18 protein-coding genes are annotated in these 15,489 nt (G+C 40.8%); 5 read left to right on the plus strand and 13 right to left on the minus strand.

The features are described from left to right. Positions 1–12: 12 nt before the first annotated feature. From prfB to SORDD25_RS04215, 12 genes are all read right to left on the minus strand, one after another. Positions 13–1,108 (minus strand): peptide chain release factor 2 gene (gene prfB, locus SORDD25_RS04160; RefSeq protein ID WP_142357240.1). Its coding sequence is split into 2 segments (ribosomal slippage): positions 13–1,035 and positions 1,037–1,108, totalling 1,095 coding nucleotides; the frame shifts between segments, so codons are not numbered across the junction. Positions 1,109–1,218: 110 nt separating this feature from the next. Then, on the minus strand, positions 1,219–1,875 hold the full coding sequence (locus SORDD25_RS04165) for a CBS domain-containing protein (protein ID WP_000268645.1): 657 nt from the start codon (positions 1,873–1,875) through the stop codon (positions 1,219–1,221). Between the two features lie 466 nt (positions 1,876–2,341). Next, positions 2,342–3,052, minus strand: coding sequence for an ABC transporter ATP-binding protein (locus SORDD25_RS04170; RefSeq protein WP_061852738.1), 711 nt, complete (start codon positions 3,050–3,052; stop codon positions 2,342–2,344). After that, positions 3,052–3,816 (minus strand): ABC transporter ATP-binding protein, encoded by a 765-nt coding sequence (locus SORDD25_RS04175; RefSeq protein ID WP_001186014.1) that lies wholly within the window; start codon positions 3,814–3,816, stop codon positions 3,052–3,054. The genes SORDD25_RS04170 and SORDD25_RS04175 overlap by 1 nt, the downstream gene beginning before the upstream one ends. After that, a complete protein-coding gene (locus SORDD25_RS04180) occupies positions 3,816–4,772 on the minus strand; it encodes a branched-chain amino acid ABC transporter permease (protein WP_061852739.1) in 957 nt (318 codons plus the stop codon). Before SORDD25_RS04180 ends, SORDD25_RS04175 begins: the two co-directional genes overlap by 1 nt. Positions 4,773–4,775: 3 nt before the next feature. After that, entirely contained in the window at positions 4,776–5,645 is an 870-nt protein-coding gene (locus tag SORDD25_RS04185; RefSeq protein ID WP_000941413.1) for a branched-chain amino acid ABC transporter permease, read from the minus strand. Between the two features lie 119 nt (positions 5,646–5,764). Next, positions 5,765–6,925, minus strand: coding sequence for an ABC transporter substrate-binding protein (locus SORDD25_RS04190; RefSeq protein WP_000726128.1), 1,161 nt, complete (start codon positions 6,923–6,925; stop codon positions 5,765–5,767). An 87-nt stretch (positions 6,926–7,012) separates the two neighbouring features. Beyond that, a complete protein-coding gene (locus tag SORDD25_RS04195; RefSeq protein WP_061852740.1) occupies positions 7,013–7,282 on the minus strand; it encodes a YlbG family protein in 270 nt (89 codons plus the stop codon). Between the two features lie 78 nt (positions 7,283–7,360). Continuing rightward, complete coding sequence (gene clpP, locus SORDD25_RS04200; protein WP_061852741.1) at positions 7,361–7,951, minus strand: ATP-dependent Clp protease proteolytic subunit ClpP; 591 nt, start codon at positions 7,949–7,951, stop codon at positions 7,361–7,363. 173 nt (positions 7,952–8,124) lie between these two features. Beyond that, positions 8,125–8,754, minus strand: coding sequence for a uracil phosphoribosyltransferase (gene upp, locus SORDD25_RS04205; protein WP_000515974.1), 630 nt, complete (start codon positions 8,752–8,754; stop codon positions 8,125–8,127). An 88-nt stretch (positions 8,755–8,842) separates the two neighbouring features. Further along, positions 8,843–9,310: a deoxycytidylate deaminase gene (locus SORDD25_RS04210; RefSeq protein WP_000136984.1), complete on the minus strand. Its 468-nt coding sequence runs from the start codon at positions 9,308–9,310 to the stop codon at positions 8,843–8,845. 18 nt (positions 9,311–9,328) lie between these two features. Continuing rightward, on the minus strand, positions 9,329–9,886 hold the full coding sequence (locus SORDD25_RS04215; RefSeq protein WP_033584950.1) for a TetR/AcrR family transcriptional regulator: 558 nt from the start codon (positions 9,884–9,886) through the stop codon (positions 9,329–9,331). Positions 9,887–10,010: 124 nt separating this feature from the next. Between SORDD25_RS04215 and SORDD25_RS04220 the strand changes: the two genes are divergently transcribed. The 4 genes from SORDD25_RS04220 to SORDD25_RS04235 are packed head-to-tail and all read left to right on the plus strand — an operon-like array spanning position 10,011 to position 13,095. Then, entirely contained in the window at positions 10,011–10,856 is an 846-nt protein-coding gene (locus SORDD25_RS04220; RefSeq protein WP_061852742.1) for a DegV family protein, read from the plus strand. Between the two features lie 57 nt (positions 10,857–10,913). After that, positions 10,914–12,095 carry an aminoacetone oxidase gene (gene aao, locus SORDD25_RS04225; RefSeq protein ID WP_061852978.1) on the plus strand — a complete coding sequence of 394 codons (1,182 nt, stop codon included), beginning with the start codon at positions 10,914–10,916 and terminating at the stop codon, positions 12,093–12,095. Between the two features lie 13 nt (positions 12,096–12,108). After that, positions 12,109–12,630, plus strand: a complete 522-nt coding sequence (locus tag SORDD25_RS04230; RefSeq protein ID WP_061852743.1) for a DUF1697 domain-containing protein — start codon at positions 12,109–12,111, stop codon at positions 12,628–12,630. 9 nt (positions 12,631–12,639) lie between these two features. Further along, positions 12,640–13,095 (plus strand): 8-oxo-dGTP diphosphatase, encoded by a 456-nt coding sequence (locus SORDD25_RS04235; RefSeq protein WP_061852744.1) that lies wholly within the window; start codon positions 12,640–12,642, stop codon positions 13,093–13,095. A 28-nt stretch (positions 13,096–13,123) separates the two neighbouring features. Here the strand turns inward: SORDD25_RS04235 and SORDD25_RS04240 are convergent, their stop codons facing one another. Further along, on the minus strand, positions 13,124–13,864 hold the full coding sequence (locus tag SORDD25_RS04240; RefSeq protein WP_061852745.1) for a MerR family transcriptional regulator: 741 nt from the start codon (positions 13,862–13,864) through the stop codon (positions 13,124–13,126). A gap of 252 nt (positions 13,865–14,116) precedes the next feature. Between SORDD25_RS04240 and SORDD25_RS04245 the strand changes: the two genes are divergently transcribed. Then, positions 14,117–15,457, plus strand: coding sequence for a sodium-dependent transporter (locus tag SORDD25_RS04245; RefSeq protein WP_061852746.1), 1,341 nt, complete (start codon positions 14,117–14,119; stop codon positions 15,455–15,457). The last annotated feature ends 32 nt before the right edge of the window (positions 15,458–15,489 follow it).

The following is a 15,489-nucleotide window of genomic DNA, read 5'->3' on the forward strand; positions in this document are numbered from 1 at the left end:
TTCCTTTCTTTCTTAGCTAATTCGCCACTTGAGGTAGGCATCGATGAAACCATCAAGGTCTCCATCCATAACCTTATCTACTTGGGAAACTTCAAAGCTTGTACGGTGATCTTTTACCATAGTATAAGGTGTGAAGACATAAGAACGAATCTGACTTCCCCATGTAATTTCTTTTTTCTCACCTTTGAGGGAATCAACTTCCGCAGCTTTCTTTTCTTGCTCCATCTGATAGAGCTTAGCCTGCAACATCTTCATGGCACGATCTCTATTTCCATACTGGGTACGATCGACCGTTGATTGGACGACAGTTCCTGTAGGAATGTGTGTCAAACGCACACCTGTTGAAACCTTATTGACGTTTTGTCCACCAGCGCCACCTGAACGGAAGGTATCCATTTTGATATCATCTTCACGAATCTCCACTTCGATGGTATCATCCAACTCAGGCATAACCTCTACGGATGTAAATGAAGTATGGCGACGTTTGGCAGAGTCAAATGGCGAAATACGGACTAAACGGTGAACACCCATTTCTGATTTAAGTAGGCCGTATGCATTGGGTCCTTCAAAAGACAAGGTCACAGACTTGATACCTGCTTCATCACCAGCCTGGTAATCCAAGACTTCTACTTTAAAGCCTTTGGCATTTCCATAACGAGTATACATACGAAGCAACATATCGCCCCAGTCCTGTGCCTCAGTACCACCAGATCCTGGATGGATTTCCAAGATTGCATTATTATGGTCATAAGGTTCTGACAAGAGAAGGGTCATCTCGTAGCTGGTCATCATCTTATCCAGTTCTGTCAACTGTTCGACCAGTTCATCATGGACTGACTCGTCTTCTGCTAAAAAGTCCAATAAAATCTCAACTTCATCCTGCAACTCTTCCATTTTACGGAAGGTGTTGTAGGTGTTTTTTAATTCATTTAATTCTTGCGACGTTTTTTGGGCCGCGATATTATCGTTCCAAAAATCAGGTTCTGTCATCTTGTTTTCCAAGATGGCAATCTCTTCCTCTAAGCCTTCGAGGTCAAAGAGACCCCCTAAAAGAAGCTAATTTTTCACGATTTGCGTCAATTTTTTGACGAATTTCTGAAATGTCCATAGATACTCCTCTTCATATCGTTTTATTATACCATAATCTCTCATTTCTTTCCATATTTTGCTTTTCACAGCTTTTGATGGCAGAAGAAAAGAGGCTCTAAAGCCTCTTGTTTAAAGGACTTTGGCAGAGGTATGAGTAATCTCCTCCACTTGAATTCCTTCTTTTTCAAACTTATCTTTTAATGAAGTCAAATCGATTTTTCCATCAATTTGAACTTCGATGACGACCTTGCCATCCTTACGTGGAATGTTTACAGTATGGGAAATATTTAAATCCTCTTCTACAATTAAAGCTACAATTTTCCCCAATACTCCGACTTCATTTTCTGTAATGAAACGAACCCGAATCCCCTCTTCTCCGTATCCGGCGATTTCCAAGAAAGCCTGAAAAACATCGCGGTCTGTAATGACGCCGTAGACCTGATGATTGTCTACGACTGGCAATATCCCAATTTTATTTTTCAGCATCAGGTAGGTCGCATCTTCTAGACTAGCATAGCCAGAAACCGTCACGACATCTCGAATCATTACATCTTTTACTTTGGTTTTATTCAGAAGATAATTCATCTCATAGATAGAGAGACTGGTTGCTTTAGATGGGCTGGCTTCCGCAATGGTTCCTTCTGTTACCAATCCGACTAATTGATCGTTTTCGATAACAGGTAAACGGTGCAAACCTTGCTCGCGCATCAAATCTGCTGCGTGTGCTACAGTCGTATCTGGACTGATATAAACTACCTTACGGGTCATGAAATCTTTAACTGCCATGAGACTTCTCCTTCTATATTGCTACTTTTATTATACACTTTCTTAGAAAATCTATCAAACGCTTTCATCCTTTTTTCAAGATTTTGAATAATCTGAGTCTTTTACAAAAAAGAGCTCTAATCTAGAGCTCTATATGTGCAAGTTAGCAAACATTATTTATATTTCTTTCAGTTGTTAAGGATACTAGCAACTAGTATTGAAAACCTATTATCATCTCCATCAACAACCTAAACTAGTCTACCAGACTAAAGGAGAATAGCTGCACAATTCTTATCCTCCGACTAAAACAATCCACTGGATTGGAGGATTACTTACGTAATCCTTATCTACCGACTAAAAAGGTCCCTCGGACTATAGAGGGATTGCGTGCGCAATCTCCATCCACAGCCCAAACTAGTCTCCCAGTCTAGAGGAGAATTGCTTATGCAATCCTTATCCTCCAACTAAAACAATCCACTGGATTGTTTTAGCCACCTAGATATGCTTTTCTGACTTCGTCTGATGCTGCGAGTTCTTTTCCTGTTCCTGATAGGACAATCTTTCCTGTTTCAAGTACATAACCACGGTCAGAGATAGCGAGGGCCTTGTTAGCGTTCTGTTCAATTAGGAGAACCGTTGTTCCTTGCTTCTGAATATCTTGAATGATATCAAAAATTTCTTCGATAAAGATCGGGGCAAGTCCCATTGACGGCTCATCCAAGAGAAGGAGCTTAGGTGTAGACATGAGAGCGCGTCCCATAGCCAGCATCTGCTGTTCACCACCTGAAAGAGTTGCCGCATCTTGGTTTTTACGTTCTTCCAAACGAGGGAAACGTGAAAAGACTTTTTTCAAGTTGGCTTGATTTTCTTCACGATTTTTCTTCAAGAAAGCTCCCATTTCCAAGTTTTCCATAACAGTCAAACCTGGGAAAACATGGCGTCCCTCAGGAACTTGTGAAAGACCACCTGCCACGATTTTTTGCGCTGGCAACTTTTGAATTTCTTTTCCTAAAAACTGAATTTTACCAGCACTTGGACGAACCAAACCTGAAAGGGTACGAAGAATGGTTGTTTTACCAGCACCATTGGCACCGATAAGGGAAACAACTTCACCTTCATTAACCTCGAAACTTACATCACGAACTGCTTGGATCATACCGTAATGCACAGAGAGGTTTTCAACTTTTAACATAGACATTAGGCTTCACCTCCTAGATAAGCTTCAATAACGCGTTTGTTGTTCTTGATCTCATCCGGAGTCCCGTGAGCAATCAACCGACCATATTCAAGAACATAGATACGCTCAGTGACTTCCATAACCAAATTCATGTCATGTTCGATAAGCATGATGGTAATTTTAAATTCATCTTTGATACGACGGATCAATTCTGTCAATTCAGCTGTTTCTTGTGGATTCATACCAGCTGCAGGTTCGTCCAAAAAGAGGATTTTAGGTTCAGTTGCCAGAGCACGAACGATTTCTAATCGACGTTGTTGACCATAGGCCAGATTCTTAGCAAGGGTATCTGCGTCACCATCCAAATCAAAAATCTTCAGCAAGTCCAAAGCTTTGCTTTTTAATTCTTCCTCATTCTTATAAAAAGCTGGTAGGCGTAGGAAGCTCGCAAGGACATGTTGTTTATGATGATTACTAAATGCAATCAAAACATTTTCCAAAACTGTCAAGTCCTTGAACAAACGAATATTTTGGAAAGTACGACTGAGACCAAGTGAAGCAATCTTATAGGGAGTTTTCCCATTTAGGAGGTGACCATCTAGCGTCACAGTACCTTCGCTTGGTTCATAAACGCCAGTCAGGAGATTGAAAAGGGTTGTTTTACCAGCCCCGTTTGGTCCAATCAGACCAACCAACTCTCCCTCGTTCAATTCAAGAGTGACATCTCCAACAGCTGTTAGACCGCCAAAATGTTTGGTTAACTGTTTAACTTCAAGTAATGCCATTAATTTTGTCCCTCCTTCTTAGATTTTTTAAAGAAACGTGAAAGACTCAATTCCCATGTCCCAAGAAGTCCACCTGGTCTGAAAATCATCACCAATACAAGAGCCAAGGCGTAGATGATCATACGTACGCTAGCTACATCTTGAAGGAGCATATTTAAAATTCCTAAAACAATCGCTGAAACGATGGTACCAGTAATCGATCCAAGTCCACCAAATACAACGATAATCAACACATTGATGGAATTAATAAAGGTGTAATCTTTTGGCACAACAGATCCGATAAAACCGGCCTGAAGTGAACCAGCAATACTTGCTGTAATGGCACCAAAGACAAAAGCGATAATTTTGATCTTTGTAGTGTTTACCCCAACGGACTCTGCAGCAATTTCATCCTCACGAACAGATAGAGTAGAGCGTCCAATTGGACTACGTAAGAAGTTGAGGGTTGCAATAGTTGTGATCACTACAAAAAGATACACCATTTGCCAGTTGGTAAAGTTTGGAATACCCAAGATACCAGCGGCACCGTTGGTCAAACTACCACCATTAATGATAAAGATACGAATGATTTCTGAAACACCTAGTGTCGCAACAGCCAGATAGTCACCCTTCAAACGGAGTGTTGGAATCCCAACGAGCAAAGCGACTGCACCAGAAATCAAGGCGCCCAAGACCATTGCTCCAAAGAAGGCACCATAGGTTGGTGATTTTGAACCAATAATCGCTGCTGCATAAGCCCCAATCGCCATAAAACCCGCATGACCGAGTGAGAATTGTCCTGAAAAACCAACAATTAAGTTCAGACCTACTGCAAGGATGATATTAATCCCAATTTGTTCTAAAATTTGGACATGGAATAGATTGAGAACACCAGCAGAAACCAGTACACCAATCAATCCATAACCCGCTAACAGAAGGAATAACCAGAGAATATTTACTTTAAGATTTGTCTTCATTGTTTACACCTTCTCTTTCACATTCTTACCAAGGATACCTGCAGGTCGAACAATCAGAATCAAAAGCAAGATTCCATAGACGATAGCATCACGGAAATCAGACATACCAAAGGCAGTAGCAAAAGTTTCCAATAAGCCAATCACAAATCCCCCTAGAGCTGCACCAGGAATAATCCCGATACCACCAAGAACGGCCGCAACGAATGATTTTAGACCTGGAGTCACACCCATCAAAGGTTCAAGAGAGTTGTAGTAAAGGGCAATGAGGACACCTGCTGCACCAGCAAGAGCTGAACCCAAAGCAAAGGTAAAGCTGATTGTACGATTTACATTAATTCCCATCAATTGAGCTGCGTCACTATCAACTGATACCGCACGCATGGCTTTCCCCATTTTTGTTTTTTGGACGATCAATTGCAATAAAACCATCAACAGCACAGAAACTGCTAAAATCATCAATTGAACATTTGTCAAGCTAATTGGTCCCAAGTCAAAGCGGACTGTTTCAATTGCTTGAGGGAAGGCACGAGTATTAGCGCCTACTAGATAAACCATTCCGTATTCCAGTAGGAAAGACACTCCGATGGCAGTAATCAATACAGCAATACGTGTAGAGTGTCGTAAAGGACGGTAGGCAAGAAACTCAATCACAACACCAAGTAGTGCGGTTCCTGCCATTGAAATAATTAAAGCTAAAAAGAAATCCATTTGGAAAGAATTAATCAAAAAGTAACCAATAAAGGCACCCATCATGTAAATATCACCGTGGGCGAAGTTGATGAGTTTGATAATTCCATAAACCATGGTATAACCCAGAGCCAAAAGTGCATAAACACTACCCAGAATTAGACCATTCACAAGTTGTTGGAGCATAGCATTCACTCTTTTCTATCCTATTTTTTTAGAAAATTTCATTATTTTCACAAGTTCATAAACACCGAAACAGGGAGTGAGTCAAAGGCTCATTCCCCATTTCAATTACTATTCTAATGTTATGGTTTTACAACTTCTGCTTCTTCAACTTTACCATTGTTCATGGTCATCATATAAGCAGTTTTCACTGTATTGTGGTCAGCATCAAAGCTTGTTTGACCAGTTACACCATCAAAATCTTTGGTTTTAGCAAGGTTGTCCTTGATCTCACCTGAGTTTTTAGCACCTTTTGCAGCATTTGCTACTAGGTAAACTGAGTCATAGGCCAAAGCTGAGAATGTTGAAGGTTCTTCGTTGTATTTAGCACGGTATGCTTCAAGGAAAGCTTTAGCTTTTGCAGAAACATCAACAGTAGTTGAGAATCCTGAGATGAAGTAAATGTTTGATGCTCTTTCAGCAGTTGCTTGTTGAACAAATTCTTCACCGTTAAATCCATCACCACCAATGATTGGCTTATCAATTCCCATACCACGAGCTTGGTTTACAATTTTACCAGCTTCTGTGTAGTAACCTGGAACTACGATAGCGTCAAACTCTTTGTCTTTCATTTTAGTAAGGGCTGCTTGGAAGTCAGTATCACCTGCTACAAACGTTTCATCTGCTACAATCTCACCCTTATAGGCTTCGCGGAAAGATTTAGCAATACCTTTTGCATAGTCACTAGCGTTGTCAGTATAAAGAACAACCTTCTTAGCATTCAATTTGTTTGTTACATAGTTAGAAATAATCTTCCCTTGGAAGCTATCTTGGAATGTTCCGATAAATAGGTAATCTTGACCTTTAGTCAAACCGTCTTGAGTAGCACTTGGTGAAATCAATGGCACTCCAGCTTTAGTAGCATTAGCTACAGCTGCAGCAGTTGCACCAGATGTCGCAGGTCCTACAATAGCTGCTACTTTTGATTGGGTAACAAGGTTTGTTGTAACAGAAGCTGCTTCAGCTGTTTCAGATTTGTTGTCTTTGTCTACAACTTCGATTTGTTTTCCATCAATTCCACCTGCAGCGTTGATTTCGTCTACAGCAAGTTGGGCACCTTTTTGTTCAGCTGTACCGTAAGCCGCCACAGCACCTGTCTCTTCAAAGTTAAAACCGATTTTGATCGTTTTTTCGTCTACTGGATTTCCAGTTGTATTTGACGCTCCTGACTTGACCTCTCCACAGGCAGCAAGAAGAGCCACACTAGCAAGAGCCACAAAAGATAGGGCAAATTTTTTCTTCATTTTTAATCTCCTTATAGTTGTTTCAAAAATTGTATGTTAAGAATATACCGAATTATCAGAAAATTGTCAATGTATTTATTTAATTTTTTAAATGATAACGTTTTCTTCAGTGCGATAGAGATTCCCAACAAAGGGAGTTTCTAACTCCTGAATGTGACACCGTCTAATTTTCTTGATAAATCTTTCCTTACCTAATCTCTCAATTAAGTCATCTAGCTCCTCAGTTGGAACATAGAGCTGCAAGTAACGATGTTTTTTGGAATGGTAACAGATATCACCGTATTCCTGAAGTTTTTTTGCGTCTCGATTATAGTAGAGATAGATGATTAATCCTGATCGATTTGTTTTTTCAAACATGAGGGATCCTCTTTCTAAGAAATCTTCTCCTATTATACCAAAAAAAGCAAACTCCGTCGAGTTTGCTTTCTAGGTTGCTTAGCTTAAAGAATTGTTGGCCATGATTTCATCAATAAAGCCATATTCAAGCGTTTCTTGGGCACTCATCCAGTAATCACGTTCCGCGTCTGCATGAATTTGCTCGACTGATTTACCAGAGTTATCTGCAAGGATTTGCTCTAAAGTCTTACGAGTTTTAAGTAAGTGTTCTGCAGCAATTGCCATATCTGTCTGTTGGGTACCACCACCTGTACCACCCATTGGTTGGTGAATCATGTACTCTGCATTTGGAAGCATGAAGCGTTTGCCTTTTGCTCCACTTGATGCAATAACAGTCCCCATAGATGCAGCCATTCCCATCACGATGGTTTGGACATCTGCCTTGATAAAATTCATAGTATCAACGATTGCCAAACCAGCTGAAACAGAACCTCCAGGTGTGTTGACATAAAGGTAAATATCTTTTGTACTGTCTTGAGCATCCAAGAAAAGTAATTGGGCGATAATGGAGTTGGCCATGTTGTCTTCAACTGGACCTGTTAGCATGATGATGCGGTCTTTCAGAAGGCGAGAGTAAATGTCATAGGAACGTTCTCCACGACTTGTTTGTTCAATAACTACAGGAATCATTCATTTCTCCTTTTAATGTTGAATTTTCTTAGTCATACGACTCAATACAGAACTATTATATCTTTTTAGTCAAAGAAGGTCAAATCTTTGCTCTATTCTCTAAACAGAAACAAAAACTCAACCTCCTTTCAAGTCAAAAACAAACTTCTAGTTTCAGTATTTACTTTGGGATTTTATTTAGTACCAAACAAGCGGTCTCCAGCATCTCCAAGACCTGGAACGATATAGCCGTGTTCGTTCAAGCGTTCATCCAAGGCCGCAGTAAAAATTTCTACATCTGGGTGTGCTTCTTGAAGGGCTTTCACTCCTTCTGGAGCAGATACTAGGCAGACAAACTTGATATTTGAAGCACCACGTTTTTTAAGGGAATCTACTGCCAAGATTGCTGAGCCACCTGTTGCCAACATTGGATCAACGACAAAAATTTGACGTTGGTCAATATCCTCAGGTAATTTCACCAAGTATTCAACTGGTTGAAGGGTTTCTTCATCACGGTACATACCGATATGACCAACTTTGGCTGCCGGAACCAAGCTCAAGAGACCATCTACCATCCCGATACCTGCACGCAAGATTGGGACAATCGCCAATTTTTTACCAGCCAATTGTTTTTGAACGGTCTTTGTGATAGGTGTTTCGATTTCAACGTCTTCAAGTGGAAGATCACGAAGTACTTCATATCCCATCAACATTGCGATCTCATCTACTAGCTCACGAAAAGCTTTTGTGGAAGTGTCTGTACGACGCAAGATAGACAATTTGTGTTGAATGAGTGGATGATTAATGACTTCAATTTTTCCCATTTTCTGAATTCCTTCTTTCAATTTATTCTTCTTATTATATCAAAAAACGGTTTAAAAAGCTTTCTAAACCATTTATTTTAATTAATTTTTAAATCAAATCTGCCTCTTGAAGAGCTGTCTGAACAGTCTCTAATGGTAAATGGGTCAACTCGGTGCCTTTTTCTTGATAAAGGTACTGGGCATAGTCATCCATTCGGTACTGGTTGATATAAACCACGCGCTTGCAACCAACCTGTAGCAGTTGTTTGGTGCAGTTCAGACAAGGGAAATGGGTCACATAGGCTGTAAAACCTCTGGGAACCCCTCGTTCAGCCCCTTGTAAGATAGCATTGACCTCGGCGTGAAGGGTTCGGACACAGTGACCTTCAATGACCAGACAGTCGTGATCGATACAGTGCTCTGTTCCTGATACGGAACCATTGTAGCCTGTTGAAATGACTTTATTATCCTTGACTAGGACAGCTCCCACCTTGGCACGTTTACAGGTCGAACGATTGGCAATCAGTAAAGCCTGGGCTGCAAAGTACTCATCCCAAGCCAGTCTTTTTTCTGTCATAATTCTTCTCCTTATCCCCTATTTTTTGAAAAATGGCAAGCGTAAATCTGCAATCTTTTCAGCCGGAACCTTCATGCCATCCTTGATCCATTTGAGCAGAACCGATACGATGGCAGAGCTCCAAAAGGAATGAAGATAGCTGCTAACGCCTTTTGACTTTCCGTGGTATTTTTCTAGAAATTCCTGCATGGCTTGGACGAAAATCTTTTCCAAATGGTAGTCCAGAGCAAGTTGGATAACCTTGGCTTCTTTCTTGGCTGCGCGGAAAAGGTGTACCCAGACTAGATAAAGGTCGGTTTTGACATCGTAGTGGCTCAACTGTTCCATAATGTTATGGACACTGCGTTTAAAAACACTTTCCAAAATCTCTTCTTTGGAGTCATAGTTACGATAGAAGGCAGCACGAGAGACGCCCGCCCGTTTGACTAATTCTGAAATACTGATCTTTGCCAAGTCTTTTTTTTCCAGAAGTTGCAAAAGAGCCGTCTCGATTGCTTCTCTAGTTAAAAAATTGGATTCTTGATTTGATTTTCTGAGATTTTCAAGAGATTTTTCAGATATTCTACGTTCAGACATAACAATTTCTTTCTACTTGTAACAACAGACGTATGGTGCTTTTGTTTCAAGGACATTCATGATACAATTGTAAAAAAAGACAGAACCTTTGTCAATGTATAAGTGACAAAGATGGAGAATTTCTATGACTTGGAAGATTGTAGCTGACTCTGGTTGTGATTATCGTCAACTGGCAACTCCTGCTATTGATACGGAATTTGTTAGTGTTCCTTTAACCATTCAAGTAGCCGATCAGGTCTTTACCGATGATGCCAATCTTGACATTGACCACATGATGGAAACCATGTATGCGACTTCTGAGGCTTCAAAATCAGCTTGTCCTAGCCCTGATGATTACTTGCGTGCATTTGAAGGTGCTAAGCATATCTTTGTCGTTACCATTACTGGTACTCTTTCAGGTAGCCATAATAGTGCACAACTCGCTAGAAATATTTACCTTGAAGAACACTCTGACACTCAGATTCATGTGATTGATAGTTTATCTGCTGGTGGGGAAGTTGACCTAATTGTAGAAAAAATCAATGACTTGATTGATCAAGGACTTTCTTTTGAAGAAATTGTTGAAGCTATTACAGCCTACCAAGAAAAAACCAAATTGCTCTTTGTCCTCGCTAAAGTTGATAACTTGGTAAAAAATGGCCGTTTAAGTAAGCTTATTGGTACAGTCGTTGGTCTTCTCAACATCCGTATGGTTGGGGAAGCAAGTGAAACTGGAACCCTAGAACTGCTCCAAAAAGCGCGTGGACCAAAAAAATCTCTTCAAGCGGCCTATGAAGAGCTCATCAAGGCTGGCTTTGCTGGTGGTCGAATTATCATGGCTCATCGCAACAATGATAAATTCTGTCAGCAATTGTCAGAACGCTTGCAGGAAACCTTCCCACAAGCCAATATCAAAATCATCCCTACGTCTGGTCTCTGTAGTTTCTATGCAGAAGATGGCGGTTTGTTGATGGGATATGAAATTAACTAAGATTATGAGCAACAAGAGATGCCAAGCATCTCTTGTTTTTTGTGGTACAATAGAGCTATGAAACATTTTGATACTATTGTCATTGGTGGTGGACCTGCTGGCATGATGGCTACCATTTCCAGTAGCTTTTATGGTCAGAAAACTCTACTCATTGAAAAAAATCGCAAACTTGGAAAAAAATTAGCTGGAACGGGCGGTGGTCGTTGTAATGTCACCAACAATGGAACTTTAGATGACCTAATGGCTGGAATTCCTGGTAACGGGCGCTTTCTATACAGTGTCTTTTCCCAGTTTGATAACCACGATATTATCAACTTTTTTACGGAAAATGGTGTTAAACTTAAGGTCGAGGACCACGGACGCGTCTTTCCTGCTAGTGACAAGTCTCGGACCATTATCGAGACGCTAGAAAAGAAAATCACTGAACTCGGTGGTCACGTTGCTACTCAAACGGAGGTTGTTTCGGTTAAAAAGATAGACAACCAGTTTGTCCTTAAATCCGCAGACCAAACCTTCACTTGCGATAAACTCATTGTCACAACTGGTGGAAAATCCTATCCTTCTACTGGCTCGACTGGTTTCGGTCACGAGATTGCCCGCCATTTTAAGCATACTATTACTGAACTTGAAGCTGCTGAGAGTCCTTTGTTGACTGATTTTCCACACAAAGCGCTTCAGGGGATTTCACTAGATGATGTGACCTTAAGCTATGGCAAGCATGTCATCACCAACGATCTGCTCTTTACGCATTTTGGGTTGTCAGGTCCTGCTGCCCTACGCATGTCTAGCTTTGTCAAGGGAGGAGAAGTTCTTTCACTGGATGTCTTACCTCAACTTTCTGAGAGCGACTTGGTGGCATTTCTAGAAGAAAATCGGGAAAAATCCTTGAAAAATGCTTTAAAAACTTTGCTTCCAGAACGCTTGGCTGAGTTTTTTGTACAAGGATTTCCTGAAAAAGTCAAACAGCTAACTGAAAAAGAACGCGAGCAACTACTCCAGTCTATCAAGGCTCTCAAAATTCCTGTGACTGGCAAAATGTCTCTTGCCAAATCCTTTGTAACTAAAGGCGGTGTCAGTCTCAAGGAAATCAATCCCAAAACTCTGGAAAGTAAGCTCGTTCCTGGTCTACACTTTGCTGGCGAAGTCATGGATATCAATGCCCACACGGGCGGTTTCAACATCACTTCTGCCCTCTGCACCGGCTGGGTGGCAGGCTCAAATCCAATAAATACCAAATAAGAAAGGAAGTCCTTTGGAACATATTATTTTACTAAGAGGTGTTACTCCTAATGGAAAGAATGCTATCCCGAAAATGTCTTATTTGGTAGATATTCTGACAGAAGCTGGTTTTCAACACGTTCGAACCTATATTCAAAGTGGGAATATCATTCTTGAAAGTGACTTAGATTTAGAAGAAATACGAGAACGCGTTCATACTCTGATAAAGGAAAAAATTGGGGCCGACTTAAAAATGGTTATCAAGAATAAGAACGATTTTGAAAAGATTGTTCATGAGAATCCATTTAGAGAAGACTATCTTTACGATCGTATACATGTGATTTTTTATCAGGGATTTATCCAAAGTCTGCCACTAGAAAAATTGAAAGCTGACTACGGTGAAGAAGAAATTTGTGTAGGTGATCACTGTCTCTACCTCTATCTCCCTAGAACTGCAAAACAAAAAAAGCTCAATACCAACTATCTTGAAAAATTGTTTGGCCTGGATTTGACCATGCGAAAGTTAAACGTAGTGGAAAAGTTACTAACAAAATAGGAGAACAAGATGAACAGAAGAGAAACAGTCGAATTTGTCAATATGTGCATGATTAAAAACGGAAACAAGGTTCTGGTTCAAAATCGAGTTAATCCCGACTGGCCTGGCATTACTTTTCCTGGTGGTCATGTTGAACGTGGCGAATCCTTTGTCGATGCTGTCATTCGTGAAGTGAAAGAAGAAACTGGTCTGACCATTTCCAAACCACAACTCTGTGGTATCAAAAACTGGTACGATGACAAGGATTATCGTTATGTCGTCCTTTTTTACAAGACAGAACACTTTACTGGTGAGCTCCAGTCTTCAGACGAAGGGAAGGTTTGGTGGGAGGATTTTGACAATCTATCTCATCTAAAACTTGCAACCGATGATATGTCTGATATGCTTCGTGTGTTTCTAGAAGAAGATCTCAGTGAATTCTTTTACTACAAAGACGGTGACGACTGGCTTTATGACTTGAAGTAAAAAATAGGCTAGGAAATTCCTAGCCTATTTATTCTGCATTTGTCTGAACGTAAGCAGCAATGACATCTGATGTGTACTGGGCTGTCCCAGGTCCAAATTTGTCAATGTTTTCCTTAAACTCTGGGTTGTAGACGTAGCCTTTACCGATATGACCGAATACCTCAATAGAGCAGTCAAATCCATAAGTACGAATAGATTGCAAGAGTTTGGCTGCCTCTTCTTGGTTTTCGACCGCTGTTGCAGCTAGTCTATTTTGAAGGTTTTGTGCCAAGGCTTGAAAAACTTGGTTGAAGGCGGCTGTGGCCTCGTCTTCGCGACCTTTTTGGCGTTCAAGCGCTTGTCCCATGACTTCTTGTCCATACTTCTCTACCGCCTCTTGGTGGTATTTTTGATTGTCTTGATAACTAAATCCAGTGAATTTTTCCTCAATGGTCATTTTTCTTTCTCCTTTTTGTTCTTGAATGGTTTTTTGCAAGGTGGAAATCAAGGTATCCAGATGTTGCCTTTCTCGAGTTAGATAGTCCAACTGTCTGGTCAAATGGGGCAATAAATCTGTCCTTTCTTCCTTTAACAGCTCTGCTATTTTTTCTAAAGAAAAACCTAGATATTTGTAGTACAGAATGACCTGAAGTCGTTCCAAATCCTCTTGACTGTAGGTTCGATAGCCGTTTTCCGACTTCAACGGAACCAAGAGTCCTATCTTATCGTAGTGGTGCAGGGTCTTGACAGAGACACCTGAAAGCTGCGCAGCTTCTTTTATATGGTACATGATTTCCTCCTTACATTGATAGTATAACCCCTCCCCTTAGGTCAGAGTCAAGCGTTTTTACGAAAAATTTTTAACTTTTTGAGAAAAGTGTGAAAACTTGAAAATGGTTTTCTTGACAGACCTTAGAAAACATGATAGGATAGTCAAGTCTATCAATCAAACAGAAGGCTCATAGAGAGCTATTGAGAGAGGGCTATTTGACAACTCAAGTAGCCTTTTCTTATTTTAAAAAACGAGATTGGAGTTTCAACTATGTCAGAAAAATCGCAATGGGGCTCGAAACTAGGCTTTATCCTAGCATCTGCTGGTTCAGCTATCGGACTTGGAGCCGTTTGGAAGTTCCCCTACATGACTGCTGCTAATGGCGGTGGAGGCTTTTTACTGGTCTTTCTCATTTCCACTATTTTAATCGGTTTCCCGCTCCTGCTGGCTGAATTTGCCCTTGGCCGTAGTGCTGGCGTTTCCGCTATCAAAACCTTTGGAAAACTTGGCAACAATAACAAGTATAACTTTATCGGTTGGATTGGTGCCTTTGCCCTCTTTATACTCCTATCCTTTTACAGTGTTATCGGTGGATGGATTCTAGTCTATCTAGGGATTGAGTTTGGGAAATTGTTCCAACTTGGTGGAACGGGTGATTATGCTCAGTTATTTACTTCAATCATCTCAAATCCAGCCATTGCCCTAGGAGCTCAAGCAGCCTTTATCTTATTAAATATCTTTATTGTATCACATGGTGTTCAAAAAGGGATTGAAAGAGCCTCAAAGGTCATGATGCCCCTGCTCTTTATCATCTTTGTCGTTATCATTGGGCGCTCTCTCAGCTTACAAAATGCAATGGAAGGCGTTCTCTACTTCCTCAAACCAGACTTTTCAAAACTGACCAGCGCTGGTCTCCTCTATGCTCTGGGACAATCTTTCTTTGCCCTCTCACTAGGGGTCACAGCCATGCTGACCTACGCTTCCTACTTGGATAAGAAAACCAATCTGGTCCAGTCAGGAATTTCCATCGTAGCCATGAACATCTCAGTATCCATCATGGCAGGTCTAGCCATTTTCCCAGCCATGTCAGCCTTCAATATCCAGTCTGAAGGAGGGCCAAGCCTGCTCTTTATCGTCTTGCCTCAACTCTTTGACAAGATGCCATTCGGAACCATTTTCTATATCCTTTTCCTCTTGCTCTTCCTCTTTGCGACGGTCACTTCTTCTGTCGTGATGCTGGAAATCAATGTGAGCAATATCACCAATCAGGACAACTGTAAGCGTGCAAAATGGAGTGCTATTTTAGGAATCTTGACCTTTGTTTTTGGAATTCCTTCAGCCCTATCTTACGGTGTCATGGCGGATGTTCACATTTTTGGGAAGACTTTCTTTGATGCTATGGATTTCTTGGTTTCCAATCTCCTCATGCCTTTTGGAGCTCTCTGTTTGTCACTCTTTACAGGCTATATCTTTAAAAAGGCCCTTGCCATGGAGGAACTCCATCTCGATGAAAGAGCATGGAAGCAGGGACTTTTCCAAGTCTGGCTCTTCCTTCTTCGTTTCATCATTCCAATCATCATCATTGTGGTTTTTATTGCCCAATTTATGTAATCAAAAAGGACTTGAGTAGTGAACTCAGGCCC

Origin of the sequence: Streptococcus oralis (assembly GCF_001579525.1) — a bacterium.
GTDB lineage: Bacteria > Bacillota > Bacilli > Lactobacillales > Streptococcaceae > Streptococcus > Streptococcus oralis_M.